Origin of the sequence: Serratia sp. BNK-17 (assembly GCF_048684935.1) — a bacterium.
GTDB lineage: Bacteria > Pseudomonadota > Gammaproteobacteria > Enterobacterales > Enterobacteriaceae > Serratia > Serratia nematodiphila.
Window position 1 is genome coordinate 885,755 of record NZ_JBLQTR010000001.1, and the last position, 24,655, is coordinate 910,409.

Consider the following 24,655-nt stretch of genomic DNA (forward strand, 5'->3'; position numbering starts at 1 on the left):
GATGAAAATTATCGGCGTAATATAGGGAAAGAAAAATTGACGAGTTGAAGCGGGAGCGTTCCTCTTTTATGTCCACGTCCAGATTGCAGCAGCAGTTCATCCGCCTGTGGCAGCGCTGCCACGGTGAAACCACCGACACCACGCTGCAGGATCTGGCGGAGGTGCTCAGCTGCTCGCGGCGCCACGTGCGCTCCCTGCTGAGCGCCATGCAGCGGGAAGGCTGGCTCACCTGGCAGGCGGAGTCGGGGCGCGGCAAGCGTTCGCGGCTAACCTTCCACTACACCGGCCTGGCGCTGCAGCAACAGCGGGCCGAGGAGCTGCTGGAACAGGATCGCATCGATCAGCTGGTGCAACTGGTGGGCGACAAAAACGTGGTGCGCCAGATGCTGCTGTCGCAGCTGGGGCGTAGCTTCCGCCAGGGGAAACACATCCTGCGGGTGCTCTACTACCGGCAGTTGTACAACCTGCTGCCCGGCTCGGCGCTGCGGCGTTCGGAAACCCATCTGGCGCGCCAGATCTTCAACGGTCTGACGCGCATAAATGAGGAAAACGGGGAACTGGAGTCCGATCTGTCTCACCATTGGCAGGCGTTGACGCCACTGCACTGGCGATTTTACCTGCGCCCGGCGATCCATTTTCATCACGGCCGCGAGCTGGAGATGGCGGACGTCATTACTTCTCTTTCGCGTCTGACCTCGCAACCGCTGTTCTCGCATATCGAGAGCGTCACCTCGCCGACGCCATTCGTGATTGACGTGCATCTGCGCAGCCCCGACCACTGGCTGCCCTGGCTGCTGGGCAGCGTGCACGCCATGATCCTGCCGCGCGAATGGCGCGAACTGCCGGATTTCGCCCGCCATCCGATCGGCACCGGCCCCTATCGCGTAGTGCGCAATCTCCCCAGCCAGATGAAGATCCACGCCTTCGACGACTATTTCGGCTACCGGGCGCTTATTGATGAGGTCAATATCTGGGTGCTGCCGGAGTTCTCCGAAGAACTGGTGCATTCCGGCGTACAGCTGCAGGGCGATGAAACCGGCAACAACGAACTGGAAAGCCGGCTGGAAGAGGGCTGCTATTTCCTGCTGTTCGACCAGCGCTCCCCGCTGGCCGCCGATCCCGCCATTCGCAGCTGGCTGTGCGAATTGATCAATCCCATTTCGCTGCTGAGCCACGCCGGGCCGCTCTACCAACGCTACTGGTCGCCGGCGTACGGCCTGCTGCCCCGTTGGCACCACAACCGCGCGCTGGCGCAGCAGCCCAAACCGGCGGGGCTGACCGAACTGACGATGACCCACTTCAATGAGCATTCGGAGTTTCACGCCATCCGTCAGGCGATCGAGCCGCTGCTGGCGCAGCACGGCATCCGCCTGATCGTGCAAAGCGTGGATTACGCCACCTGGCACCAGGGCGACGCACGCAGCGATCTGTGGCTTGGCAGCGCCAACTTCTATCTGCCGCTGGAGTTTTCGCTGTTCGCCACGCTGTACGAACTGCCACTGATGCAGCATTGCATGAACGAAGATCTGGCGCAGGACGCGGCGCTGTGGCGCGCCAACCGTCTGCCGCTGGCGGAGTTCTGCCAGCGTCTGGTCAGCAACCACCAGCTGCATCCGCTGTTCCACCACTGGCTGCAGCTGCACGGCCAGCGCAGCATGCGCGGCGTGCGGATGAACACCCTCGGCTGGTTCGACTTCAAGTCCGCCTGGTTTGCCCCGCCGGAGACATAAGCGCCTTTCGCCCAAGTCGGTTAATCTTTACAATAGCGCCGTCTCAACGGGGTGCGGAGAACCGGGCCGCGTAATAAGCCTGATTTTCCGCTGAGAGCACACCCGTCGAACCTGATCCGGTCAATACCGGCGGAGGGATTTGAGCCCAGCGAACCGGCGACGCCGCCTCGCCCCCTCAGATGCCCTTGCCCCCTTATTTTTCAGGAGTGCAACGTGGTCAAAAAATATCTGCCCTGCTTATTGCTGCTGTGCGCCGCGCCGGCGTTCGCCAAGCCGACGCTGACGGTTTACACCTACGATTCCTTCGCCGCCGACTGGGGCCCAGGCCCGGCGGTGAAAAAAGCCTTCGAGGCCGAATGCGACTGTGAACTGAAGTTCGTGGCGCTGGAAGACGGCGTTTCGCTGCTGAACCGCCTGCGCATGGAGGGCAAGAACAGCGCCGCCGATGTGGTGCTGGGGCTGGACAACAACCTGTTGCAGGCGGCGCAGCAAACCGGCCTGTTCGCGCCGAGCGGCGTCGATACCGCCAGGCTGACGGTGCCGGGCGGCTGGCAGGACGCGACCTTCGTGCCTTACGACTACGGGTACTTCGCCTTCGTCTACAACAAAGAAAAACTGAAGAACCCGCCGAAAAGCCTGCAGGAACTGGTCAGCGGCGACCGCAACTGGAAAGTGATCTACGAAGATCCGCGCACCAGCACGCCGGGGCTCGGCCTGCTGCTGTGGATGCAAAAAGTGTATGGCGACAAGGCGCCGGCCGCCTGGCAGCAGTTGGCGAAAAAGACCGTGACCGTCACCAAAGGCTGGAGCGAAGCCTACGGCCTGTTCCTGAAAGGCGAAGGCGATCTGGTGCTCAGCTATACCACCTCTCCCGCCTACCACCTGATCGAAGAAAAAAAAGACCTTTACGCCGCCGCCACGTTCAGCGAAGGCCACTACCTGCAGGTGGAAGTGGCCGGCAAGCTGAAAGCCGCCAAACAGCCTGAACTGGCCGAGCGTTTCATGCGGTTCATGGTGACGCCGGCATTCCAGAACACCATCCCGACCGGCAACTGGATGTACCCGGTGATCAACACCCCGCTGCCCGTCGGTTTTGAGCAGATGAACGTGCCGCAGACCGCGCTGCAATACAGCGCCGAAGAGGTGGCCACACAACGCGGCGGCTGGATCCGGGCATGGCAAACCGCCGTCAGCCGCTGATCCCCCGCTGGCTCTGGCCGGGGCTGCTGGCCGCCGGCCTGATCCTGCTCGTCGCCGCGCTGGCGCTGGGTTCGCTGTGGCGTCACGCGCCGGACAGCGACTGGCGCAGCCTGTGGCAGGACAGCTATCTGTGGCACGTGGTGCGTTTCACCTTCTGGCAGGCGCTGCTGTCGGCGCTGATCTCGGTGCTGCCCGCCATTCTGCTGGCGCGCGCGCTCTATCGCCGCCGTTTCCCCGGCCGGCAGTTGTTGCTGCGGCTGTGCGCCATGACGCTGGTGCTGCCGGTGCTGGTGGCGGTGTTCGGCCTGCTCAGCGTCTATGGGCGCCAGGGCTGGCTGGCGACGCTGTGCGGCTGGCTGGGCGTCGAGTATGGTTTCTCGCCCTACGGTCTGCAGGGCATTCTGCTGGCGCACCTGTTCTTTAACCTGCCGCTGGCCACCCGCCTGTTGCTGCAGGCACTGGAGAACATTCCGGTGGAGCAGCGCCAGTTGGCCGCCCAATTGGGCATGAACGGCTGGCAGCAGTTCCGCTTCGTCGAATGGCCGGCGCTGCGCCGCCAAATCCTGCCGAGCGGCGCACTGATCTTCATGCTGTGCTTCGCCAGCTTCGCCACCGTGCTGTCGCTGGGCGGCGGGCCGCAGGCCACCACCATCGAACTGGCGATCTACCAGGCGCTGAGTTACGACTACGATCTGGGGCGTGCCGCCATGCTGGCGCTGATCCAGCTGGGCTGTTGTCTCGGGCTGGTGTTGATCAGTCAGCGCCTGAGCCAGGCATTGCCGGTGGGGCATACCCACGCCCAGCGCTGGCGCAACCCGGAAGACAGCCTGTGGCGACGCATCGGCGATTTTCTGCTGATCGCCGCCGCGCTGTTGCTGCTGCTGCCGCCTCTGCTGGCGGTGATCGCCGACGGCGCCAACCAGGCCATGGTCAGCGTGCTGCGCCAGCCGGTGCTGTGGCAGGCGCTGTTCACGTCGCTGCGCATCGCCCTCGGCGCAGGGCTGCTGTGCGTGGCGCTCACGATGATGCTGCTGTGGAGCAGCCGTGAGCTAAAACTGCGGCAACAGCTGCGCGGCGGCCAGGCGCTGGAGCTGAGCGGCATGGTGATCCTGGCGATGCCGGGCATCGTGCTGGCCACCGGCTTCTTCCTGCTGCTGAGCGATACAGTGGGGTTGCCGCAGTCGCCCTATGCGCTGGTGATCCTCACCAATGCGCTGATGGCGGTGCCCTACGCGCTAAAGGTATTGGAGAACCCGATGCGCGACCTCGCCGAACGTTACAACCCGCTGTGCCTGTCGCTGGATATCCGCGGCTGGCGACGGCTGCGGCTGATTGAGCTGCACGCCCTGCGCCGCCCGCTGGCACAGGCGCTGGCCTTCGCCTGCGTGCTGTCGATCGGCGACTTCGGCGTGGTCGCCTTGTTTGGCAACGAGCATTTCCGTACCCTGCCTTTTTACCTGTATCAGCAGATTGGCGCCTACCGCAGCAACGACGGGGCGGTGACCGCGCTGCTGTTGCTGTTGCTGTGCTTCCTGTTGTTTACCCTGATTGAACGCTTACCGGGCCGCCATGCTGACGCTTGAAAAACTGACCTACCTGTATGAACACCTGCCGATGCGCTTTGATCTGCGCATCCAGCCGGGCGAGCGCGTCGCGGTGCTCGGCCCCAGCGGCGCCGGTAAAAGCACCTTGCTGAGCCTGATCGCCGGCTTTCTGCCGGCAGCCAACGGCCGGCTGCTGCTGAACGGCGAAGACCACACCGCCTCGCCGCCGGCCAAGCGGCCGGTGTCGATGCTGTTTCAGGAGAACAACCTGTTCGCGCATCTGACGGTGGCGCAGAACATCGGGCTGGGGTTGGATCCCGGACTGCGCTTGACTGAACAGCAGCGCCAACAGCGGGCGCACATCGCCCATCAGGTCGGCCTGGAAGAGCATCTGGAGCGCCTGCCGTCGCAACTTTCCGGTGGCCAGCGTCAGCGCGCCGCGCTGGCGCGCTGTTTGATTCGCCAACGGCCGATCCTGCTGCTCGACGAGCCCTTCTCGGCGCTCGATCCGGCGCTGCGCAACGAGATGTTGCAACTGCTGCAGACGGTATGCGAACAGCGCAACCTGACGCTGCTGATGGTATCGCACAACCTCGACGACGCCGCGCGCATCGCGCCGCGCACGCTGCTGGTGGTCGACGGCCGCATCTACTACGACGGCCCGACGCAGGCCCTGCTGGACGGCAGCGCGCCCGAAGCGCGCGTGCTGGGCATTTCGGGCAAAGCGTGATCTGACGCTCGTTTTTTATGCTGCGCCAATAAACCTGTTGTGCGAATTTTGCGCCTGTGTTTTTATAAAAACCTGACTTTTTTTACTGATGATAAGGTTCCCTGTGATCGCATCCTCGCTGACTTCGACCCTACTAGTTACCGCGCTACCAGCCGCGGTGGTCGTCGTGCGTGTGGTGGTGGTCGTCGGCAATGCGCCGTAGGGTCCGAATCAACGCATCGATTCCCAAACCCCGCCGGCGCAAACCGGGCGGGGTTTCTTGTTTTAGCACCCTGCCCAGCAAAGCTCACCGGCCTTGAGAAAGGACAGGAACATGGCAACTTCGGGCACGCCTCAACCGGGCACCAGCTTCACCGGCGCACAATTGATCGTTCATCTGCTGGAGCGTCAGGGCATCACCACCGTCGCCGGCATTCCCGGCGGCGCCGCGCTGCCGCTGTATGACGCGCTGAGCCAAAGCACCCGCATTCACCACGTGCTGGCGCGCCACGAACAGGGCGCGGGCTTTATGGCGCAAGGCATGGCGCGCGCCAACGGCAAGGCGGCGGTGTGCATCGCCTCCAGCGGGCCGGGCGCCACCAACCTGGTCACCGCCATCGCCGACGCCAAACTCGACTCCATTCCGCTGGTGTGCATCACCGGTCAGGTGCCCTCCTCGATGATCGGCACCGACGCCTTCCAGGAAGTGGACACCTACGGCATTTCCATCCCGATCACCAAGCACAACCATCTGGTGCGCGATATCCGCGAACTGCCGCAGGTGATTGGCGACGCCTTCCGCATCGCCGAGTCCGGCCGCCCCGGCCCGGTCTGGATCGATGTGCCGAAAGATGTGCAAACCGCCACCATCACCCTGGAAGAGCTGCCGCCGATCGCCGTGCCGGACGCCGCTCCGAGCTTCGATCCGGCGCTGGTTTCGCAGGCCGCCGCGATGATCAACCGGGCAAAGCGCCCGATCCTCTATCTGGGCGGCGGCATCATCTGCGCCGACGCTCACCGGCAGGCGCTGGAGCTGGCCGAGCGCGCCGGTTTGCCCACCACCATGACGCTGATGGCGCTGGGCGCGATGCCGGTGGAACACCCGCTGTCACTGGGCATGCTGGGCATGCACGCCGCGCGCAGCACCAACTTCATTCTGCAGGAGGCCGATCTGCTGATCGTGCTGGGCGCGCGCTTCGACGATCGGGCAATCGGCAAAACCGAGCAGTTCTGCCCTAACGCCGCCATCATTCATGTGGATATCGACCGCGCCGAGCTGGGCAAGGTCAAACAGGCCAACGTGGCGATCCATGCCGACGTCGGCCAGGTGCTGCAACAGCTGCTGCCGCAGATCGACACGCAGCCGCGCAGCGAATGGCTGAACACCGTCAACGACCTGAAGCGCGAATTCCCGTTCAACATGCCCAACGCCGACGATCCGCTGAGCCATTACGGCCTGGTGCTGGCCGCCGCGCGCTGCGTGGACGACAGCGCTATTATCACCACCGACGTAGGCCAGCATCAGATGTGGGTGGCGCAAGCCTATCCGCTGAGCCGGCCGCGCCAGTGGCTGACATCGGGCGGCCTGGGCACCATGGGCTTCGGTCTGCCGGCGGCGATCGGCGCGGCGCTGGCGGAGCCCGAGCGCAAAGTGCTGTGCTTCTCCGGCGACGGCAGCCTGATGATGAACATTCAGGAAATGGCCACCGCGGTCGAGCACGATCTGGACGTGAAAATCATTTTGATGAACAACCAGGCGCTGGGGCTGGTGCACCAGCAGCAAACCCTGTTCTACCAACAGCGCATCTTCGCCGCCGCCTATCCGAAGCGCACCGACTTCCTGAAGATCGCCGCCGGATTCGGGTTGGATACCTGCGATCTGAACGCCGCGGAAGATCCGCAGGCGGCGCTGGCCGAGGCGATCCAACGCCCGGGCCCCTGCCTGATCCACGCGCTGATCGATATCAACGAAAAAGTATTCCCGATGGTGCCGCCGGGCGCCGCCAACATCGACATGATTGGAGAATAAGCCATGCTGCAACCACAAGATAAACCCCAGGTGATCCTGGAGCTGGCGGTGCGCAACCATCCCGGCGTGATGTCGCACGTTTGCGGGCTGTTCGCCCGCCGCGCGTTCAACGTCGAAGGCATTTTGTGCCTGCCATTGAAAGACGGCCAGCAAAGCCGCATTTGGCTACTGGTCGCCGACGATCAGCGGCTGGAGCAGATGATAAGCCAGGTGGAAAAGCTGGAGGATGTGCTGCAGGTGAAGCGCCACAGCGAAGACGTGCGGGTATTTGAACAGCTGGAAGCGTTCTTCCAGTAAGGCGAACGGGGGCTTTCGCCCCCTTTTGTCATTGCCCGGACAACACCTGCCACAGCAGGTGGCGATACACCGGCATCAGAGGCTGCTGGCTCAGCGCATAACCGGCCGCCAGCGCCGCCAGCCAACTCAATCCGCAAACCACGCGCAGCCGCAGCGGCGTCAGCCAACGGCTCAGTCGATCGGCGTTGCGCTTGCCCTCACGCCACCAACGCCAGCTCAACCATACCGCCAGCCAGACCAGCAACGCCGCCGCGAGCAGCAGCCACTTGAACATCGCGCTGTCGGCGCCGGCGGGAATATCGATCGCCACGCCCGCCAGAATGCCGGGGAAGAAATAAACCGGCGGCCAGGTCAGGCAACCGATGATGTTCGGTAGCGCGAACTTGTACGGCGGCAGATCGAGCATGCCAGCCACCATCGGCACCAACGGACGCGTCGGGCCGACGAAACGGCCGATCAGAATGGTCGCCATGCTGTGCTGGTGCAAGGCGTGCTCGGTTTTGTCTAGCAGCGCCTTGTTTTTCTTCAGGAAAGACCAACGGTGTAATGGCCCCTTGAACGCGCGGCCGACGAAATAAGAGATCCAGTCGCCGAGCAGGCAACCGACGATGCCCGCCGCCCAGGCGTAGTAAAAGTCCACCTTGCCGCTGCCGATCAACGCGCCGATGCTGGCCATCATCACCGTACCGGGCAGCAGCAGCCCCACCAGCGCCAGCGACTCCAGAAAAGCGACCAGCAGAACGACCATCAGGGTGAAAGCCAGTGACTGGGTGATCAAATCTTGTAAATAGGCTTCCATTACACCTCTGTGGATTATTCGGGCCAAACGGGCGGAGGATTTTCCAGTGCCGCCGCAAACGAGTCAATCGATCAATTGTATGCGTATTTGGCAACGCCGCGCGGCGATGGACAATTACTGTATAAAAACCCATACTATAATTTATCTATATTAGCGCCAAAACCGACATCTCGCTGAATGTCGCGCACGCCGCCCGGCGGAAGACGAAGGGGTTATGACAGCACTGCAACAGGGTTTCCTGCTCACTCGCCACTGGCGCGACACGCCCGCCGGCACCGAGGTCGAATTCTGGCTGGCGACCGACGCCGGCCCGCGTCAGCTGCGCCTGCCGCCGCAAACCTCGGTGGCGTTTATCCCCGCCGAACAAAGGCAGCGCGCGGAACTGCTGCTACGGGAAGAACGGCAAGTCGAACTGAAACCGCTGGCGCTGACGGATTTTCATCACCGGCCGATGCTGGGGCTGTACTGCCGCCAGCACCGTCAGCTCATCAAGCTGGAAAAACTGCTGCGGGAAGGCGGCGTTGCGGTCTACGAGGCCGACATTCGCCCGCCGGAGCGCTACCTGATGGAACGCTTCATCACCGCGCCGGTGTGGTTCAACGGCCAGGGCGACGGCAATGGGCCGTTGCTCAGCGGCCAAATGAAGCCGGCGCCAGAGTACCGCCCAACGCTAAAACTGGTGTCGCTGGATATCGAAACCACCGCCCACGGCGAGCTTTACTCCATCGCGCTGGAAGGCTGCGGCCAGCGGCAGGTCTACATGCTGGGACCGGCCAACGGCGGCGATGAGCCGCTGGATTTCGATCTGGAATACTGCGCCAGCCGCCCTCAACTGCTGGAGCGGCTGAATGCGTGGCTGGAGCGGCACGATCCCGATGCCATCATCGGCTGGAACCTGGTGCAGTTCGATCTGCGGGTGCTGCAGAAGCACGCTGAGCGCTACCAAATCCCGCTGCGGCTGGGGCGCGGCGGCAACCTGCTGGAGTGGCGCGAGCACGGCTTCAAGCAGAATCACTTTTTCGCCGCCGCCGCCGGCCGCCTGATCATCGATGGCATCGAGGCGCTGAAATCCGCCACCTGGAACTTTCCCTCCTTCAGCCTGGAATACGTTTCGCAGGAACTGCTGGGCGAAGGCAAGGCGATCGACAATCCTTATCAACGCATGGCGGAGATCGACCGGCGCTTCGCCGAAGACAAGCCGGCGCTGGCCCGCTACAACCTGAAGGACTGCGAGCTGGTGACGCGCATCTTCGCCAAGGCCGACCTGCTCAACTTCCTGCTGGAGCGCGCTACCGTCACCGGGTTGGCGGCCGACCGCAGCGGCGGATCGGTGGCGGCCTTCAGCCACCTCTATATGCCGCGCATGCATCGCCTGGGCTTTGTTGCCCCCAACCTCGGCGAACAGCCGGAAGAGCACAGCCCCGGCGGCTTCGTGATGGACTCCCAGCCCGGCCTGTACGATTCGGTGTTGGTACTGGACTATAAAAGCCTGTACCCGTCGATCATCCGCACCTTCCTGATCGATCCGGTCGGGTTGGTGGAAGGCATGCGCCACCCAAGCGACGCCGACTCGGTGCCCGGCTTTCGCAACGCCCGCTTCTCGCGCAGTAAACACTGCCTGCCGGCGATCGTCGAGCAGATCTGGCAGGGGCGCGAGGCCGCCAAGCGCCAGCACAACAAGCCCCTGTCGCAGGCGTTGAAGATCATTATGAACGCGCTGTACGGCGTGCTGGGATCGAGCGGCTGCCGCTTCTTCGATCCGCGGCTGGCGTCGTCGATCACCCTGCGCGGCCACGAGATCATGCGCCAAACCCGCGAGCTGATCGAAGCCGAAGGCTATCAGGTGATTTACGGCGACACCGACTCCACCTTCGTGTGGTTGAAACAGCCGCATGACGAGCAGCAGGCGGCGCAGATCGGCCGGGCGCTGGTGCAGCGGGTCAACGCCTGGTGGCAACAGCATCTGCAGCAGCAGTTCGGGCTGGAGAACGCGCTGGAACTGGAGTTCGAAACCCACTATTCCCGCTTCCTGATGCCGACCATTCGCGGCGCCGAACAGGGCAGCAAAAAACGCTACGCCGGCCTGATCGCGCGCGCCGACGGCGAGGAAGAGATGGTGTACAAAGGGCTGGAAACGGTGCGCACCGACTGGACGCCGCTGGCGCAGCAGTTCCAGCAGCAGCTCTATCAGCGTCTCTTCAAACAACAGCCCTACCAGGACTATGTGCGCGATTACGTCGGCAAAACCCTGAACGGCGACTTCGACGATCAACTGGTGTACCGCAAACGGCTGCGCAGAAAGCTCGATGACTATCAGCGCAACGTGCCGCCGCATGCCCGCGCCGCGCGCATCGCCGACGACTACAACCGCCAACAGGGGCGGCCGCTGCAGTATCAGAACGGCGGCTGGATCAGCTACGTGATGACCGTGGCCGGGCCGGAACCGCTGGAAACCCGCCATTCGCCCATCGACTATCAGCATTACCTCGAACGCCAGCTGCAACCGGTGGCAGACGCTATACTCCCTTTCTTGCACGACGATTTCACCACGCTGGTCACCGGGCAAATGGGGCTGTTTTGAGATTGCGCCAGGTTAAGAAAAATCATCGGGTTTTGCAGGTGACGAACGCGCCGCCTTCCATTACCATAGCGCCCTTCCCAAAACTGAACCACGCTTAGCCCTGCCGTCTCGCGACGTCTGCATGGCGTGAACGGCTATTGCCCGCCAAATTTAAAACAAACCGGGATTAGCAGACGTTCAGTACAGGTGCCGCGGCCCTTCCCGCCCGGTAACAAGACTTACTTACAAAGAATCGAGCCGACAATATATGCCTTTTACTCTTGGTCAACGCTGGATCAGCGACACGGAAAGCGAATTAGGATTGGGAACCGTCGTGGCGTTGGATGCGCGCATGATTACCCTGCTTTTCCCCGCCACCGGTGAAAACCGCCTCTATGCCAGAAACGATTCGCCGATCACCCGCGTGATGTTCAACCCGGGCGATACCGTCAGCAGCCACGAGGGCTGGCAGCTGCAGGTGGAAGAGGTGAAAGAGGAAAACGGTCTGTTGACCTATATCGGCACCCGCCTGGACACTCAGGAAAGCGGCGTGGCGATGCGCGAGGTGCTGCTGGACAGTAAGCTGACCTTCAGCAAACCACAGGATCGCCTGTTCGCCGGCCAAATCGACCGCATGGACCGTTTCGCGCTGCGTTTTCGCGCCCGCAAATACCAGAGCGAGCAGTATCGCCTGCCGTTCGCCGGCCTGCGCGGCATGCGCGCCAGCCTGATCCCGCACCAGCTGCACATCGCTCATGAAGTCGGCCAGCGCCATGCGCCGCGCGTTCTGCTGGCGGACGAAGTCGGCCTCGGCAAAACCATCGAAGCCGGCATGATCATCCACCAGCAACTGCTGGCGGGCCGCGCCGAGCGCGTGCTGATTGTGGTGCCGGAAACGCTGCAGCACCAGTGGCTGGTGGAGATGATGCGCCGCTTCAACCTCTACTTCTCGCTGTTCGACGACAGCCGCTACGCCGAAGCCAAGCTCGACAGCAGCAACCCGTTTGAGACCGAACAGTTGGTGATCTGCTCGCTGGACTTCGTGCGCCGCAACAAGCAGCGCCTGGAAGAGCTGGCGGACGCCCAGTGGGATCTGCTGGTGGTCGATGAAGCGCACCACCTGGCCTGGAGCGAAGAGGCGCCAAGCCGCGAATATCAGGTGATCGAACAGCTGGCCGAGCATATCCCCGGCGTGCTGCTGCTGACCGCCACCCCGGAACAGCTCGGTCAACAGAGCCACTTTGCGCGCCTGCGCCTGCTCGACCCGAACCGTTTCCACGACTACGGCGAGTTCGTCGCCGAGCAGCAGAAATACCGTCCGGTGGCCGACGCCGTCACCCTGCTGCTGAGCGGTGAACGCCTGGCCGACGACAAGCTTAACCTGCTGGGCGAGCTGATCGACGAGCAGGACATCGAGCCGCTGCTCAAAGCCGCCAACAGCGAAGGCGACAACGCCGAGCAGGCGCGTCAGGAGCTGGTTTCGATGCTGATGGATCGCCACGGCACCAGCCGCGTGCTGTTCCGCAACACCCGTAACGGCGTGAAGGGCTTCCCGCACCGCAACCTGCACCAGATCAAGCTGCCGCTGCCGACCCAATATCAGACCGCGATCAAAGTGTCCGGCATCATGGGCGCCAAAAAGTCCGTCGAAGCCCGCGCGCGCGACATGCTGTACCCGGAGCAAATCTACCAGGAATTCGAAGGCGAAAACGCCACCTGGTGGAACTTCGACCCGCGCGTCGAGTGGCTGCTGGATTACCTGCTGGCCAACCGCAACGAAAAAGTGCTGGTGATCTGCGCCAAAGCCGACACCGCGCTGCAGCTGGAGCAGGTGCTGCGCGAGCGTGAAGCGATCCGCGCCGCGGTGTTCCACGAAGGGCTGTCGATCATCGAGCGCGACCGCGCCGCCGCCTACTTCGCCTCCGAAGAAGAAGGCGCGCAGGTGCTGCTGTGTTCCGAGATCGGTTCCGAAGGCCGCAACTTCCAGTTCGCCAGCCAGCTGGTGATGTTCGATCTGCCGTTCAACCCGGATCTGCTGGAGCAGCGTATCGGCCGTCTGGACCGTATCGGCCAGATGCACGATATCCAAATCATGGTGCCTTACCTGGAGCACACCGCGCAGGCGGTGCTGGGCCGCTGGTTCCACGAAGGGCTCGACGCCTTCGAACACACCTGCCCGACCGGCCGCACCATCTACGACAGCTGCTACGAGCAGTTGATCGGCTATCTGGCCGCGCCGACCGAGCAGGAAGGCCTGGACGAATTCATCCACGCCTGCCGCCAGCAGCATGACCAGTTGAAAGCGCAGCTGGAACAGGGCCGCGATCGCCTGCTGGAGATGCACTCCAACGGCGGCGACAAAGCCCAGGCGCTGGCCGCCGCCATCGCCGAGCAGGATAACGACGTCAACCTGGTGGGCTTCGCGCTCAACCTGTTCGACATCGTCGGCATCAATCAGGAAGACCGCAGCGACAACCTGATCGTGCTCACGCCGTCCGACCATATGCTGGTGCCGGACTTCCCGGGCCTGCCGCAGGACGGCTGCACCGTCACCTTCGATCGCGATCGGGCGCTGTCGCGCGAAGACGCGCAGTTCGTCAGCTGGGAACACCCGATCATCCGCAACGGTCTGGATCTGATCCTGTCCGGCGACACCGGCAGCTGCGCAGTGTCCCTGTTGAAAAACAAAGCGTTGCCGGTGGGCACCCTGCTGGTTGAGCTGGTGTACGTGGTGGAAGCCCAGGCGCCGAAGCACCTGCAGCTGACCCGCTTCCTGCCGCCGACGCCGATCCGCATGCTGATGGACCGCAAGGGCACCAACCTGGCGGCGCAGGTCGAGTTCGAAAGCTTCAACCGCCAGTTGAACGCGGTCAACCGCCACACTTCCAGCAAGCTGGTCAATGCCGTGCAGCAAGACGTGCACGCCATGCTGCAGCAGGCGGAAAGCCTGGTGGAAGCGCAGGCGCGCACGCTTATCGAACAAGCGAAGCAAGAGGCTGACGACAAGCTGAGCGCCGAGCTGGCGCGTCTGGAAGCGCTGAAGGCGGTCAACCCGAACATCCGCGACGACGAAGTCGAAGCGCTGGAGTTCAACCGCCGTCAGGTGCTGGCCAACCTCAATGAAGCCGGCTGGCGCCTGGACGCCATTCGTCTGGTGGTGGTCACCCACCAGTAACCGGCGCGACATGGGGAGGCCACCGTCTCCCCGGTCGGCCCTTTTCGCGGAGCCAAGATGGAACCCTACAATCCCCCGCAGGACCCGCTGCACATCCTGTATCAGGATGAACACATCATGGTGGTCAACAAGCCCAGCGGCTTGCTGTCGGTGCCCGGCCGCGCGCCGGAAAACAAAGACAGCCTGATGACCCGCATTCAGGCCGATCATCCGGCCGCCGAATCGGTGCACCGGCTGGACATGGCCACCAGCGGGGTGATCGTGGTGGCGCTCAACAAGGCCGCCGAGCGTGAGCTGAAGCGTCAATTCCGCGAACGCGAGCCGAAGAAATCCTATATCGCCCGCGTTTGGGGGCATATGGAACATGACGAAGGACTGGTGGATTTGCCGCTGATCTGCGATTGGCCGAACCGGCCGCTGCAAAAGGTGTGTTTTGACACCGGCAAAGCGGCGCAAACCGAGTATCTGGTGCTGTCGCGAGACGCCGATGGCAGCACGCGCGTGAAGCTGACGCCGATCACCGGCCGCTCGCATCAGCTGCGGGTGCACATGCTGGCGCTGGGGCACCCGATCCTCGGCGACGGTTTCTACGCCCCACCGGAGGCTAAGGCGATGGCGCCACGGCTACAGCTGCATGCACAAGAGTTGCGCATCACCCACCCCGCTTTCCAGACGCCGATGCACTTTCGCGCCGAACCGGATTTCTGAGCTCATCACCCAGGGATACCCTAAATAATTCGAGTTGCAGGAAGGCGGCAACTAAGCGCAGCCCCGGGAGCGTACAAAAAGTACGTGACCGGGGTAAGCGCGGGCAGCCAACACACCTGCAGATCGAAGTATGACGGGTATCGTTATTTAAAACCTTTCTCGCGTTTGATCAGGTCGTACGCCGCCTGGATCTCCTGCGCTTTCTGCTTGGCCATTTCCATCATCTGTGGCGGCAAGCCTTTCGCCACCAGCTTATCCGGATGGTGTTCGCTCATCAGCTTGCGGTAGGCGCGTTTGATGGTGGCGGCATCGTCGCTGCTGCGCACGCCGAGCACCTTGCAGGCATCGTCGAGCGTCGGGCCGCGCTGAGCCTGCTGATAGCCGCCCTGCGAATACCCGCCCTGCTGACCGCCGCCGAACTGACGCCCGCCCTCCATCATGCTGAGGAACTGATCGAACTGCGCGCGCGAAATGCCCAGCTCTTCGGCGATGACATACAGCACCTGACGTTCGTTCGGGTGCAGCGAGCCGTCGGCAAACGCCGCCTGAATCTGAATTTCCAGAAACATCCGAATCAGATCGAAGCGGCCGAAACAGATGCTGCGAAACTGCTGCAGCGTCTCACGCAGCGGGAACTGGCTCTGTTTGCCCTCGCGGAACGCCTGCTGCGCCGCGGTGCGCGCTTCGCCGTGCAGCTGCAGGCGATCCATAAACAGGCTGGCGATCTGGATATCCGCCTCGGTAACGCGTCCCTTGGATTTGGTCAGGTGGCCCATCACCTGAAAAGTGGTGCGGAAAAACAGCGTTTGCCGCGTTTGCTGGTCGGTGAAAAACCCCCGGCTGCGCTTGTTGCTGCGCGCCGTATCGATCATATGACCGATAATCAGCCCCAGAACTACACCCCAGAATCCCGCGCCAGACCAGATGGCGACGATGACGCCGAGCAGTTTTCCCCAATACTGCATATACTCCTCAATTATCATGCCGAAAGCCGTCCGCTCTCCTTCGCTTCAGGAAAGGGCGCAGGCGATTTTTCCTAGAATTTGGATTATCATACCTGTCATTTATCTTTGCGCCTAACGACGACGCAAGTAAACGGCTGGATTTAGCACTAGCGCAACGCAGATGAGTAATATAGTCTCTGACCGTTTGCCGGACACGACGCCTCTGATGACGGAACACCAAAACCGCGTATGAAAAAAAGTTTCCCAACACTGCTGGCCACGATGATTTGGACGGCACTCTACAGTCAGCATGCGCTGGCTGATCTGGCCGAGCAATGCATGCTTGGCGTTCCCGTTTACGACAAGCCTTTGGTCAGCGGCGATCCGAACAGCCAGCCGGTGACCATCAATGCCGATGACTCGCGCGCCGACTACCCGAAAAGCGCCCTGTTCAGCGGCAACGTGCATATCGAGCAGGGCAACAGCACCCTGACCGCCAAAGAAGTTGAGCTGAACCAGACGCAAAACCCTGGCCAGACGGAACCGGTGCGCACCGTCACCGCCACCGGCGACGTGCACTACAGCGACAATCAGATCAAACTGAAAGGCCCTAAGGCCTGGTCGAACCTGAATACCAAAGATACCGACGTCTATGAAGGCGACTACCAGATGGTCGGCCGTCAGGGGCGCGGCGACGCCGACAAGATGAAAATGCGCGGCGCCAACCGTTACACCATTCTGGAAAACGGCACCTTTACCTCCTGTCTGCCGGGCGACGACAGCTGGAGCGTGGTCGGTTCCGAAGTGATCCACGATCGCGAAGAGCAGGTGGCGGAAGTGTGGAATGCCCGCTTCCGCATCGGCGGCGTGCCGGTGTTCTACAGCCCATACCTGCAATTGCCGGTCGGCGACAAGCGCCGTTCCGGTTTCCTGATCCCGAACGCCAAGTACGGCAGCAACAACGGCTTCGAGTTCATGTTGCCGTACTACTGGAACATCGCGCCGAACTACGATGCCACCATCACGCCACACTATATGTCCAAGCGCGGCCTGCAGTGGCAGACCGAGTTCCGCTATCTGGTACAGCCGGGCCTCGGCCTGATGGAGTTCGACTGGCTGCCGGACGATAAGGAATACGGCAAAGATCATGACGACAGCAAACGCTGGCTGTTCTACTGGAACCACAACGGCGTCATGGATCAGGTGTGGCGCTTCAACGTCGATTACACCAAGGTCAGCGATTCCAAGTACTTCACCGATCTGGACTCCAAGTACGGTTCCACTACCGACGGCTACGCCACGCAGAAATTCAGCCTCGGCTACGCCAACGAGAACTGGAACGCCACGCTGAGCTCCAAACAGTTCCAGATTTACGACGATACCGATCGCTCACAGTCGGACTCGTATAAAGTCCAGCCGCAGCTGGATCTGAACTATTACAAGAACGACCTCGGCCCGTTCGATTTCCATATTTACGGCCAGGCTGCCAAGTTCACCAGCGTCAACCCGTACAGCCCGGATGCCACCCGTCTGCATATGGAGCCAACGCTGAGTCTGCCGCTCACCAACGGCTGGGCCAGCCTGAACACCGAAGCCAAAGTGATGGCGACCCACTACCAGCAGGATATTCCTGACGGTTTCGCCGCTAACTACCAGAACCGCAAAGGCGCCGCAGCACCGGATCTTGATGACTCGGTCAACCGCGTATTGCCTCAATTCAAGGTCGACGGCAAGCTGGTGTTCGAGCGGCCGATGATCTGGGCCGAAGGCGCCACCCAGACGCTGGAGCCGCGCGTGCAGTACCTGTACGTGCCGTACCGCGATCAGAGCAACATCTACACCTACGACACCACGCTGCTGCAGACCGACTACTCCGGCCTGTTCCGCGACCGCGCCTACAGCGGCCTGGATCGCATCGCTTCGCAGAACCGCGTCTCTACCGGTTTGACCACCCGCATTTATGATGACGCGCTGGTGGAACGATTTAACGCTTCCGTGGGTCAAATCTACTACTTCAGCCGTTCGCGTACCGGTGACCAGATGACCGGTTACGACAACAACGACGACACCGGCAGCGTGGCCTGGGCCGGCGATACCTATTGGAAAATCGACGATCGTTGGGGCCTGCGTGGTGGCCTTCAGTATGACACCCGCCTGAACAGCGTCTCGCTGGGCAACGGCGTGGTGGAATACCGCCAGGACGCCGAGCGCGTGGTGCAGCTGAACTACCGTTACGCCACGCCGGAATACATCCAGACGGCGTTGAACACCAAAACGGTTCCGGCCTTCCAGGACGGCATCTCGCAGGTGGGCATCACCGGCAGTTGGCCGATCGCCGATCGTTGGGCGGTCGTCGGGGCGTACTACTACGACACCCGCGCCAAACAATCCGCCGATCAACTGGTGGGGCTGAAGTACAACACCTGCTGCTGGGCGGTGACCCTGGGCTATGAGCGCAAGATCACCGACTGGAACAACAGCAACAATACCAGCGTTTACGACAACAGAGTTTCGTTCAACGTCGAACTGCGCGGCCTGAGCAGCGATCATAGTCTCGGCTCCGCAGAAATGCTGCGCTCCGGCATTCTGCCGTATCAGCGCGCATTCTGACGCTTTGCAACACTTTGAAAACGAGAACTTTCACCCGCATTTGCGGATTACATAATGGGAAATGTATGAAGAACTGGAGAACGCTTATTCTCGGATTGGTGGTTTGCGCCAATGCCGCGTTCGCAGCACCCCAAGAAGTGGATAAAGTCGCCGCCGTCGTGGATAACGGCGTGGTACTCGAAAGCGACGTCAACGGTCTGTTGCAGTCAGTCAAGCTCAACGCCCAGCAGGCCGGCCAACAGTTGCCGGACGACAAGACGCTGCGCCATCAGATCATCGAACGGCTGATCATGGATAACATCCAGCTGCAGATGGCCAAGAAAATGGGCATTACCGTGTCCGACGCCGAGCTGGACAAAGCGATCGCCAACATCGCCGCGCAGAACCGCATGAACGTCGATCAGCTGCGCAGCCGCCTGTCGTACGAAGGGTTGAACTACAACACCTACCGTTCGCAGATCCGCAAAGAGATGCTGATTTCCGAAGTGCGTAACAACGAAGTGCGCCGCCGCGTCACCATCCTGCCGCAGGAAGTGGACGCGCTGGCCAAACAGGTGGGCGCGCAGAACGGCAGCGACACCGAAATGAACATCAGCCACATCCTGATCCCGCTGCCGGAAAACCCGTCGCAGCAGCAGGTCGACAAAGCCGAAGAGCTGGCCAAACGCCTGGTGGGTGAGATCAACAGCGGCGCCGACTTCGGCAAGCTGGCGATCACCTACTCCGCCGATTCTCAGGCGCTGAAAGGCGGCAACATGGGCTGGGGCAAGCTGCAAGAGATCCCGACCCTGTTCGCTGAACGTCTGGTGAGCGCCAAGAAAGGCGACGTCGTCGGCCCAATCCGTTCCGGCGTCGGCTTCCACATCCTGAAAGTGAACGATATCCGCGGCGCCAGCCAGTCGGTGTCGGTCACCGAAGTGCACGCCCGTCACATCCTGCTGAAGCCTTCGGTGGTGCTGACTGACGATCAGGCGCGTGCCAAGCTGCAATCCGTTGCGGAAGCCATCAAGAGCGGCCGCGCCAAATTCGCCGACGAAGCCAAACAGCTGTCGCAGGATCCGGGTTCCGCCATGCAGGGCGGCGATCTGGGCTGGGCCTCCCCGGACATCTACGATCCGGCCTTCCGCGATGCGTTGCTGAAGCTGAGCAAAGGTGAAATCAGCGCGCCGGTCCACTCTTCCTTCGGTTGGCACCTGATTCAGCTGCTGGATACCCGTCAGGTGGATAAAACCGACGCCGCGCAGAAAGATCGCGCTTACCGCATGCTGTTCAACCGTAAGTTCGCCGAAGAGGCGCAGACCTGGATGCAGGAACAGCGCGCCCAGGCTTACGTGAAGATCCTCGATGGCAGCGATGCACAGCAATAAACGCGTCGTCATTACCCCCGGCGAACCCGCCGGGGTGGGGCCGGATTTGGTAGCCGCCCTGGCGCAACAGGATTGGCCTGTTGAGCTGGTGGTGTGCGCCGATCCGGCCCTGTTGCTTGAACGCGCCAAGCGTTTGGGCCTGCCGCTGACGCTGCGCGACTATCAACCGCAGCAACCGGCCGAGGCGCAACGCGCAGGCACGCTGACCGTGCTGCCGGTGTCGCTCGCTCAGCCGGTCACCGCCGGTGAACTGAACGTCGGCAACAGCGCCTACGTGGTGGAAACCCTGGCGCGCGCCTGCGACGGCTGCCTGAACGGCGAATTTGCCGCTCTGATCACCGGTCCGGTGAACAAAGGCGTGATCAACGACGCCGGCGTGCCGTTTATCGGCCATACCGAATTCTTTGCCGATCGCAGCCGCTGCGATCGCGTGGTGATGATGCTCGCGACCGAAGAGCTGCGCGTGGCGCTGGCGACCACTCACCTGCCGCTGCTGGCGGTGCCGGGCGCCATCACGCAGCAGAGCCTGTTCGAAGTCATTCGCATTCTCGACCACGATCTGAAAACCAAATTTGGCATCGCTCAGCCGCACATTTACGTCTGCGGTCTGAATCCCCACGCCGGGGAAGGCGGCCATATGGGGCGCGAAGAGATAGACACCATCATCCCGGCGCTCGACGCGCTGCGCGCTGACGGTATCCATCTTGTCGGCCCGCTGCCGGCGGACACCCTGTTCCAGCCCAAATATCTGCAAGATGCCGATGCGGTGCTGGCGATGTATCACGATCAGGGGCTGCCGGTGCTAAAATACCAAGGGTTCGGCCGCGCGGTGAATATCACCCTCGGTTTGCCTTTCATACGCACCTCGGTCGACCACGGTACCGCTCTGGAACTGGCCGGCACCGGCACCGCCGATGTCGGCAGTTTCCAAACGGCCCTGAATCTCGCCATTAAAATGATAATTAATTGTAATGAATAACAGAGTCCACCAAGGGCACTTTGCCCGCAAACGCTTTGGACAAAACTTTTTAACCGATCAGTTTGTCATCGATAGCATTGTCTCCGCCATTCACCCGCAGCCGGGCGAAGCGGTGGTCGAGATCGGCCCCGGCCTCGGCGCCTTGACCGAGCCGGTTGGCGCACGCATGGACCGCATGACGGTGATCGAACTGGACCGCGATCTGGCCACCCGGTTGGAGAACCACCCGTGGCTGAAAGACAAGCTGACCATCCGCCAGCAGGACGCCATGACGGTGAATTTCGCCGAACTGGCCGAGGAAGCTGGCCAACCGCTGCGCGTATTTGGTAACCTGCCGTACAATATTTCGACGCCGCTGATGTTCCACCTTTTCAGCTATACTCAGGCAATCCGCGACATGCACTTTATGTTGCAAAAAGAGGTGGTCAACCGTCTGGTGGCCGGCCCGAACAGCAAGGCCTACGGGCGTTTGACCGTGATGGCGCAGTACTACTGCAACGTCATTCCGGTGCTGGAAGTGCCGCCGACCGCGTTCGCGCCGCCGCCGAAGGTCGATTCCGCCGTGGTGCGCCTGGTCCCGCACACCGAGCTGCCGAACCCGGTGGGCGACGTGCGCATGCTGAGCCGCATCACCACGCAGGCGTTCAACCAGCGGCGGAAAACCATCCGCAACAGCCTGGGCGACCTGTTCACGCCGGAGCAGCTGACGGAGCTGGGCGTCGATCCTTCGCTCAGAGCAGAGAATATTTCTGTGGCGCAGTACTGCAAGCTGGCGAACTGGCTGTCAGCCAATCCGGCGCCGCAGCAATAAGGAGTTGTTGTCATGATTGATTCGCCCCGCGTGTGTATTCAGGTTCAGAGCATCTATGTGGAATCACAGTCGATCCCTGAAGAAGAGCGTTACGTCTTCGCCTATACCATCACCATCCGCAATCTGGGGCGGACCAACGTGCAACTGCTGGGCCGTTACTGGCTGATCACCAACAGCAACGGCCGCCAAACCGAAGTCCAGGGCGAAGGCGTGATCGGCGAACAGCCCGTCATTCCGCCCGGTGGAGAGTTTCAGTACACCAGCGGCGCCATTCTGGAAACGCCGCTGGGCACCATGGAAGGCCATTACGAAATGGTTGACCATCAGGGTCAACCGTTCCGCACCGCTATTCCCGTGTTCCGCTTAGCCATTCCAACGCTGATCCATTAATTATGTCGACATACCTTATCGGCGACGTTCACGGCTGTTTCGATGAACTGAAGTCGCTGCTGGCTCAGGTTGCGTTCGATCCCGAGCGCGATCAACTGTGGCTGACCGGCGATCTGGTGGCGCGCGGCCCCGCCTCGCTGGACGTGCTGCGCTACGTGCGCTCGCTCGGTCCGGCGGTGCGCATGGTGCTGGGCAACCACGATCTGCACCTGCTGGCGGTCTACGCCGGCATCAGCCGCAACAAACCCAAAGATCGCATCACCCCGCTGCTGGAGGCGCCTGACGCCGACGAGCTGATCAACTGGCTGCGCCGCCAACCGGTGCTGCAGGTGGATGATGAGCAAAAGCTGGTGATGGCGCACGCCGGCATCACCCCGCAGTGGGATATCGACACCGCGAAAATGTGCGCGCGCGAAGTGGAAGCGGTATTGAGCAGCGACAGCTATCCGCTGTTCCTCGATGCCATGTACGGCGACATGCCGAACAACTGGGCGCTGGAGTTGAGCGGCCTGGCTCGCCTGCGTTTCAGCACCAATGCGTTCACGCGCATGCGCTACTGCTTCCCCAACGGCCAGCTCGACATGATCTGCAAAGATGCGCCGGGCAGCGCGCCGGCGCCGCTGAAGCCGTGGTTCGAACTGCCGCGCCTGGTGGATCCGGAATACACCATCGTCTTCGGCCACTGGGCCTCGCTCGAAGGCAAGGGCACGCCGGAAGGCGTGATCGGGCTGGATACCGGCTGTTGCTGGGGCGGCGACTTGACGATGCTGCGCTGGGAAGACCGCCGTTACTTTACGCAACCCGCCAATCGCGGCGAGGCGTCTGACCACGCCGGCAGACTGGCCGCATCTTGAAAATACAAAGGCGGCCCCGTGGCCGCCTTTGTTTTCTATATTATCGCCTTACGCCCCAATCACCCCGCCATCTTCACGCGTGATCATCAATACCGATGAACGCGGGCGCGGGCTGTTGTTCGGGAAGTGCGAATCGCCCTCTTCTCCCGGATGCTGCACGTTGACGAACATCGTCTTGTAGTCCGGAGTGAAAGTGATGCCGGTCAGTTCGCAGGACTTCGGCCCCACCATGAAACGGCGGATCTCACCGCTGATCGGATCGCCCACCAGCATCTGGTTGTTGCCCTGCCCGACATAATCGCCCTTGTTGCTGTACTTGCCGTCGGTGAGGATCCACAGGCGGCCGGCGCGATCGAAGCCCAGCCCGTCCGGGCTGTTGAAGGTATTTTCCGCCGTGATGTTCGGCGTGCCGCGGTTGACGCCTTCGGGGTGGGCGATCGGGTTGCCGCACAGCGCATAGATGTCCCAGGCGAAGACGTCGGCGGTGGCGTCGCCGCCTTCATCCCAGCGAATGATCTGGCCATAGATATTGTTAGGCCGCGGGTTGGCGGCGTTCAGCGGCATCCCTTCCTCACCGCGCTTGCTGTTGTTGGTCAGCGTACAGTACGCGCGGCCGTCATGCGGGTTCACCGCGATCCACTCCGGGCGATCCATTTTGGTGGCGCCGACCTGCTGCGCCGCCTTGCGGGCGAAGATCAGCACTTCGGCCTCGTCGCGGAAGCCGTTCTCCGGCGTCAGGCCGTTTTTGCCGAACTCGAGCGCAATCCAGCGCCCTTTGCCCTTCAGCGGCGTGCCGGCTTCATCGCCGTCGAACTGCGCCACGTACAGCGTCCCCTCGTCCAGCAGCGTGCGATTGTTGGCCGGATTGGCGGCGTCGACCACGCCTTTGGAGACGTATTTATAGATATGTTCGCCGCGCTCGTCGTCGCCCATGTACACCACCAGGCGGCCGTCTTTGGCCACGGTCACCGCCGCGTTTTCATGTTTGAAGCGGCCGAGCGCGGTGTGCTTGATGGGCGTCGAGGCCGGATTCAGCGGATCGATCTCGACGATCCAGCCGTGGCGGTTGAATTCGTTGGGGTTCTTCGCCACATCGAAGCGCTCATCATAGTCCGGCCAGTTGCGCTCCGGTTCGCTGGCCTTCAGCGTGTAGCGCTTCTGTTCCGGCGTGGTGCGATAATCGGCCTGACGGGTGCCGAAATAGGTATCGAAGTTTTCCTCGCAGGTCAGATAGGTCCCCCACGGCGTCTTGCCGTTGGCGCAATTGCCAAAGGTGCCCAACACCTTGCGGCCACTCGGATCGGCGGCGGTCTGCAGCAGCGGGTGCCCGGCGGCCGGGCCGCTGAACTGCATTTCGCTGTTGGCGGTGATGCGGCGGTTATAGCGCGATGGACGTTCCACCTCCCAGCGCTGGCCGTCGCCGACCCGCTTGACCGCCACAATGGAGACGCCGTGCGCCGCCTGTGACTTGCGCACCTCTTCCAGGCTGGTGGCTTTGGCGCCGCCGTGGGCGAACAGATACTGTTCGTTGACGTATTCGTTATTGATGGCCATCACGCCGTGATTGTCATCGATAGGGAAGAAGCTCATGCCGTCATTGTTGTCGCCAAACTGCTTCTCCTGATCGGCGGCGCTGTTGTTGCCCTGCGGATCGAAGGCCGGCGCGCCGTCCACCAGCGGCTCGCCCCAGGAGATCAGCACCTCCGCGCGGTAGCCCGGCGCGATGGTCACCTCGTCGGCGGTAGATGCGGCGATGCCCTGAAAGCCCAGCAGCCTGTTCGGCGGCAGATCCTCGGCCAACGCCTCGGCGGAGACCGACCAGATGCCACCGCCGAGAAAGCCGGCCAGGCCGACGGCGCCGGCGCTGCCGAGCAACAGCTTGCGGCGAGAGGGATCGATCAGGCGGTCGGCGTCTAATTGCTCAATTTGCTTGGTCATAACGTGGTTAC

General features: G+C 62.2%; 19 protein-coding genes and 1 riboswitch. Of the genes, 16 read left to right on the forward strand and 3 right to left on the reverse strand.

Features of this window, described 5'->3' with window-relative positions; translation table 11 throughout:
• The first annotated feature begins 68 nt into the window (after window positions 1–68).
• The 7 genes from sgrR to ilvN all read left to right on the forward strand — a co-directional run bounded on the left by sgrR (window position 69) and on the right by ilvN (window position 7,509).
• Complete coding sequence (gene sgrR / locus ACMGF7_RS04370) at window positions 69–1,730, forward strand: HTH-type transcriptional regulator SgrR (RefSeq protein WP_049242022.1); 1,662 nt, start codon at window positions 69–71, stop codon at window positions 1,728–1,730.
• A gap of 37 nt (window positions 1,731–1,767) precedes the next feature.
• Window positions 1,768–1,886, forward strand: a riboswitch (TPP riboswitch).
• A 57-nt stretch (window positions 1,887–1,943) separates the two neighbouring features.
• Window positions 1,944–2,930 (forward strand): thiamine ABC transporter substrate binding subunit, encoded by a 987-nt coding sequence (gene thiB, locus ACMGF7_RS04375; protein ID WP_015376636.1) that lies wholly within the window; start codon window positions 1,944–1,946, stop codon window positions 2,928–2,930.
• A complete protein-coding gene (gene thiP / locus ACMGF7_RS04380; protein WP_325994558.1) occupies window positions 2,906–4,513 on the forward strand; it encodes a thiamine/thiamine pyrophosphate ABC transporter permease ThiP in 1,608 nt (535 codons plus the stop codon). Before thiB ends, thiP begins: the two co-directional genes overlap by 25 nt.
• Entirely contained in the window at window positions 4,500–5,204 is a 705-nt protein-coding gene (gene thiQ / locus ACMGF7_RS04385) for a thiamine ABC transporter ATP-binding protein ThiQ (RefSeq protein WP_049242016.1), read from the forward strand. Before thiP ends, thiQ begins: the two co-directional genes overlap by 14 nt.
• A gap of 88 nt (window positions 5,205–5,292) precedes the next feature.
• Window positions 5,293–5,406, forward strand: coding sequence for an ilvB operon leader peptide IvbL (gene ivbL / locus ACMGF7_RS04390; protein ID WP_154747116.1), 114 nt, complete (start codon window positions 5,293–5,295; stop codon window positions 5,404–5,406).
• Between the two features lie 111 nt (window positions 5,407–5,517).
• Entirely contained in the window at window positions 5,518–7,212 is a 1,695-nt protein-coding gene (gene ilvB, locus ACMGF7_RS04395) for an acetolactate synthase large subunit (RefSeq protein WP_164095544.1), read from the forward strand.
• A 3-nt stretch (window positions 7,213–7,215) separates the two neighbouring features.
• Window positions 7,216–7,509 (forward strand): acetolactate synthase small subunit, encoded by a 294-nt coding sequence (gene ilvN, locus ACMGF7_RS04400; protein WP_016929110.1) that lies wholly within the window; start codon window positions 7,216–7,218, stop codon window positions 7,507–7,509.
• Between the two features lie 28 nt (window positions 7,510–7,537).
• On the opposite strand, the gene ACMGF7_RS04405 is transcribed toward ilvN, so the two are convergent.
• Complete coding sequence (locus ACMGF7_RS04405; RefSeq protein ID WP_004932860.1) at window positions 7,538–8,308, reverse strand: DedA family protein; 771 nt, start codon at window positions 8,306–8,308, stop codon at window positions 7,538–7,540.
• 214 nt (window positions 8,309–8,522) lie between these two features.
• Between ACMGF7_RS04405 and ACMGF7_RS04410 the strand changes: the two genes are divergently transcribed.
• From ACMGF7_RS04410 to rluA, 3 genes are all read left to right on the forward strand, one after another.
• On the forward strand, window positions 8,523–10,889 hold the full coding sequence (locus ACMGF7_RS04410; protein WP_420286364.1) for a DNA polymerase II: 2,367 nt from the start codon (window positions 8,523–8,525) through the stop codon (window positions 10,887–10,889).
• Between the two features lie 247 nt (window positions 10,890–11,136).
• Window positions 11,137–14,043 (forward strand): RNA polymerase-associated protein RapA, encoded by a 2,907-nt coding sequence (gene rapA / locus ACMGF7_RS04415; protein ID WP_015376629.1) that lies wholly within the window; start codon window positions 11,137–11,139, stop codon window positions 14,041–14,043.
• Between the two features lie 57 nt (window positions 14,044–14,100).
• A complete protein-coding gene (gene rluA, locus ACMGF7_RS04420) occupies window positions 14,101–14,751 on the forward strand; it encodes a bifunctional tRNA pseudouridine(32) synthase/23S rRNA pseudouridine(746) synthase RluA (protein WP_004932866.1) in 651 nt (216 codons plus the stop codon).
• A gap of 143 nt (window positions 14,752–14,894) precedes the next feature.
• Here the strand turns inward: rluA and djlA are convergent, their stop codons facing one another.
• A complete protein-coding gene (gene djlA / locus ACMGF7_RS04425; protein WP_015376627.1) occupies window positions 14,895–15,716 on the reverse strand; it encodes a co-chaperone DjlA in 822 nt (273 codons plus the stop codon).
• Window positions 15,717–15,944: 228 nt separating this feature from the next.
• Here djlA and lptD point away from each other — a divergent pair, with 228 nt between their 5' ends.
• The 6 genes from lptD (at window position 15,945) to apaH (ending at window position 22,706) form a co-directional block, all read left to right on the forward strand.
• Complete coding sequence (lptD, locus tag ACMGF7_RS04430; RefSeq protein WP_049242007.1) at window positions 15,945–18,305, forward strand: LPS assembly protein LptD; 2,361 nt, start codon at window positions 15,945–15,947, stop codon at window positions 18,303–18,305.
• A gap of 65 nt (window positions 18,306–18,370) precedes the next feature.
• The gene (gene surA / locus ACMGF7_RS04435) at window positions 18,371–19,672 is read left to right on the forward strand and encodes a peptidylprolyl isomerase SurA (protein ID WP_004932876.1); all 1,302 of its coding nucleotides are present in this window, start codon (window positions 18,371–18,373) and stop codon (window positions 19,670–19,672) included.
• Window positions 19,659–20,651: a 4-hydroxythreonine-4-phosphate dehydrogenase PdxA gene (gene pdxA / locus ACMGF7_RS04440; RefSeq protein WP_049242078.1), complete on the forward strand. Its 993-nt coding sequence runs from the start codon at window positions 19,659–19,661 to the stop codon at window positions 20,649–20,651. Before surA ends, pdxA begins: the two co-directional genes overlap by 14 nt.
• Window positions 20,644–21,462, forward strand: a complete 819-nt coding sequence (rsmA, locus tag ACMGF7_RS04445) for a 16S rRNA (adenine(1518)-N(6)/adenine(1519)-N(6))-dimethyltransferase RsmA (RefSeq protein WP_420286365.1) — start codon at window positions 20,644–20,646, stop codon at window positions 21,460–21,462. The genes pdxA and rsmA overlap by 8 nt, the downstream gene beginning before the upstream one ends.
• A 12-nt stretch (window positions 21,463–21,474) precedes the next feature.
• Window positions 21,475–21,852 carry a Co2+/Mg2+ efflux protein ApaG gene (apaG, locus tag ACMGF7_RS04450; RefSeq protein WP_015376624.1) on the forward strand — a complete coding sequence of 126 codons (378 nt, stop codon included), beginning with the start codon at window positions 21,475–21,477 and terminating at the stop codon, window positions 21,850–21,852.
• Between the two features lie 2 nt (window positions 21,853–21,854).
• Window positions 21,855–22,706, forward strand: coding sequence for a bis(5'-nucleosyl)-tetraphosphatase (symmetrical) ApaH (apaH, locus tag ACMGF7_RS04455; RefSeq protein ID WP_420286366.1), 852 nt, complete (start codon window positions 21,855–21,857; stop codon window positions 22,704–22,706).
• Between the two features lie 48 nt (window positions 22,707–22,754).
• On the opposite strand, the gene ACMGF7_RS04460 is transcribed toward apaH, so the two are convergent.
• Window positions 22,755–24,644, reverse strand: coding sequence for a PhoX family protein (locus tag ACMGF7_RS04460; RefSeq protein ID WP_197763723.1), 1,890 nt, complete (start codon window positions 24,642–24,644; stop codon window positions 22,755–22,757).
• Between the last annotated feature and the right edge of the window lie 11 nt (window positions 24,645–24,655).

What these genes read in the sequence shown, in the direction of transcription:
- sgrR (WP_049242022.1), top strand. Translation starts at nt 69, where the DNA reads ATGTCCACGTCCAGATTGCAGCAGCAGTTCATCCGCCTGTGGCAGCGC.
- thiP (WP_325994558.1), top strand. Translation starts at nt 2,906, where the DNA reads ATGGCAAACCGCCGTCAGCCGCTGATCCCCCGCTGGCTCTGGCCGGGG.
- thiQ (WP_049242016.1), top strand. Translation starts at nt 4,500, where the DNA reads ATGCTGACGCTTGAAAAACTGACCTACCTGTATGAACACCTGCCGATG.
- ivbL (WP_154747116.1), top strand. Translation starts at nt 5,293, where the DNA reads ATGATAAGGTTCCCTGTGATCGCATCCTCGCTGACTTCGACCCTACTA.
- ilvB (WP_164095544.1), top strand. Translation starts at nt 5,518, where the DNA reads ATGGCAACTTCGGGCACGCCTCAACCGGGCACCAGCTTCACCGGCGCA.
- ilvN (WP_016929110.1), top strand. Translation starts at nt 7,216, where the DNA reads ATGCTGCAACCACAAGATAAACCCCAGGTGATCCTGGAGCTGGCGGTG.
- ACMGF7_RS04405 (WP_004932860.1), bottom strand. Translation starts at nt 8,308, where the DNA reads ATGGAAGCCTATTTACAAGATTTGATCACCCAGTCACTGGCTTTCACC.
- ACMGF7_RS04410 (WP_420286364.1), top strand. Translation starts at nt 8,523, where the DNA reads ATGACAGCACTGCAACAGGGTTTCCTGCTCACTCGCCACTGGCGCGAC.
- rapA (WP_015376629.1), top strand. Translation starts at nt 11,137, where the DNA reads ATGCCTTTTACTCTTGGTCAACGCTGGATCAGCGACACGGAAAGCGAA.
- rluA (WP_004932866.1), top strand. Translation starts at nt 14,101, where the DNA reads ATGGAACCCTACAATCCCCCGCAGGACCCGCTGCACATCCTGTATCAG.
- djlA (WP_015376627.1), bottom strand. Translation starts at nt 15,716, where the DNA reads ATGCAGTATTGGGGAAAACTGCTCGGCGTCATCGTCGCCATCTGGTCT.
- lptD (WP_049242007.1), top strand. Translation starts at nt 15,945, where the DNA reads ATGAAAAAAAGTTTCCCAACACTGCTGGCCACGATGATTTGGACGGCA.
- surA (WP_004932876.1), top strand. Translation starts at nt 18,371, where the DNA reads ATGAAGAACTGGAGAACGCTTATTCTCGGATTGGTGGTTTGCGCCAAT.
- pdxA (WP_049242078.1), top strand. Translation starts at nt 19,659, where the DNA reads ATGCACAGCAATAAACGCGTCGTCATTACCCCCGGCGAACCCGCCGGG.
- rsmA (WP_420286365.1), top strand. Translation starts at nt 20,644, where the DNA reads ATGAATAACAGAGTCCACCAAGGGCACTTTGCCCGCAAACGCTTTGGA.
- apaG (WP_015376624.1), top strand. Translation starts at nt 21,475, where the DNA reads ATGATTGATTCGCCCCGCGTGTGTATTCAGGTTCAGAGCATCTATGTG.
- apaH (WP_420286366.1), top strand. Translation starts at nt 21,855, where the DNA reads ATGTCGACATACCTTATCGGCGACGTTCACGGCTGTTTCGATGAACTG.
- ACMGF7_RS04460 (WP_197763723.1), bottom strand. Translation starts at nt 24,644, where the DNA reads ATGACCAAGCAAATTGAGCAATTAGACGCCGACCGCCTGATCGATCCC.